The following is a 250-nucleotide window of genomic DNA, read 5'->3' as shown; positions in this document are numbered from 1 at the left end:
ACTTGAAGGCGTACGCCAGGCTGATCCAGCTGGCAAAGCCAATGGTTTCCCGGGAAACGCCAGCCTCGCGTAGCCACACCGAGAGCGTGGAGAACACCAATACAGCGGGAAGGCCGGCAGCGAAACCCAGCAACAGCAGGGCCAGCGTGGCGGGACTGGCGTAGGCGGCTAGCGCATCGCGCCAGGTTTCACGGGACATACATCGAGGTTCTGTACAGTTTGGACGAAGGGCGCACTCTAACCGCTGTGC

At 62.0% G+C, this 250-nt stretch carries 1 pseudogene; it reads right to left on the bottom strand.

The features are described from left to right. Nucleotides 1-199, bottom strand: a pseudogene (locus AAEZ09_RS28820) (AmpG family muropeptide MFS transporter); the annotation flags it as partial. Nucleotides 200-250: the final 51 nt, after the last annotated feature.

It is taken from the genome of Pseudomonas sp. 65/3-MNA-CIBAN-0223 (assembly GCF_040310425.1).
Taxonomy (GTDB): Bacteria; Pseudomonadota; Gammaproteobacteria; order Pseudomonadales; family Pseudomonadaceae; genus Aquipseudomonas; species Aquipseudomonas gregormendelii.
The sequence above is the reverse complement of the archived record's forward strand: the minus strand, read 5'-3'. Positions and strand labels throughout refer to the sequence as shown.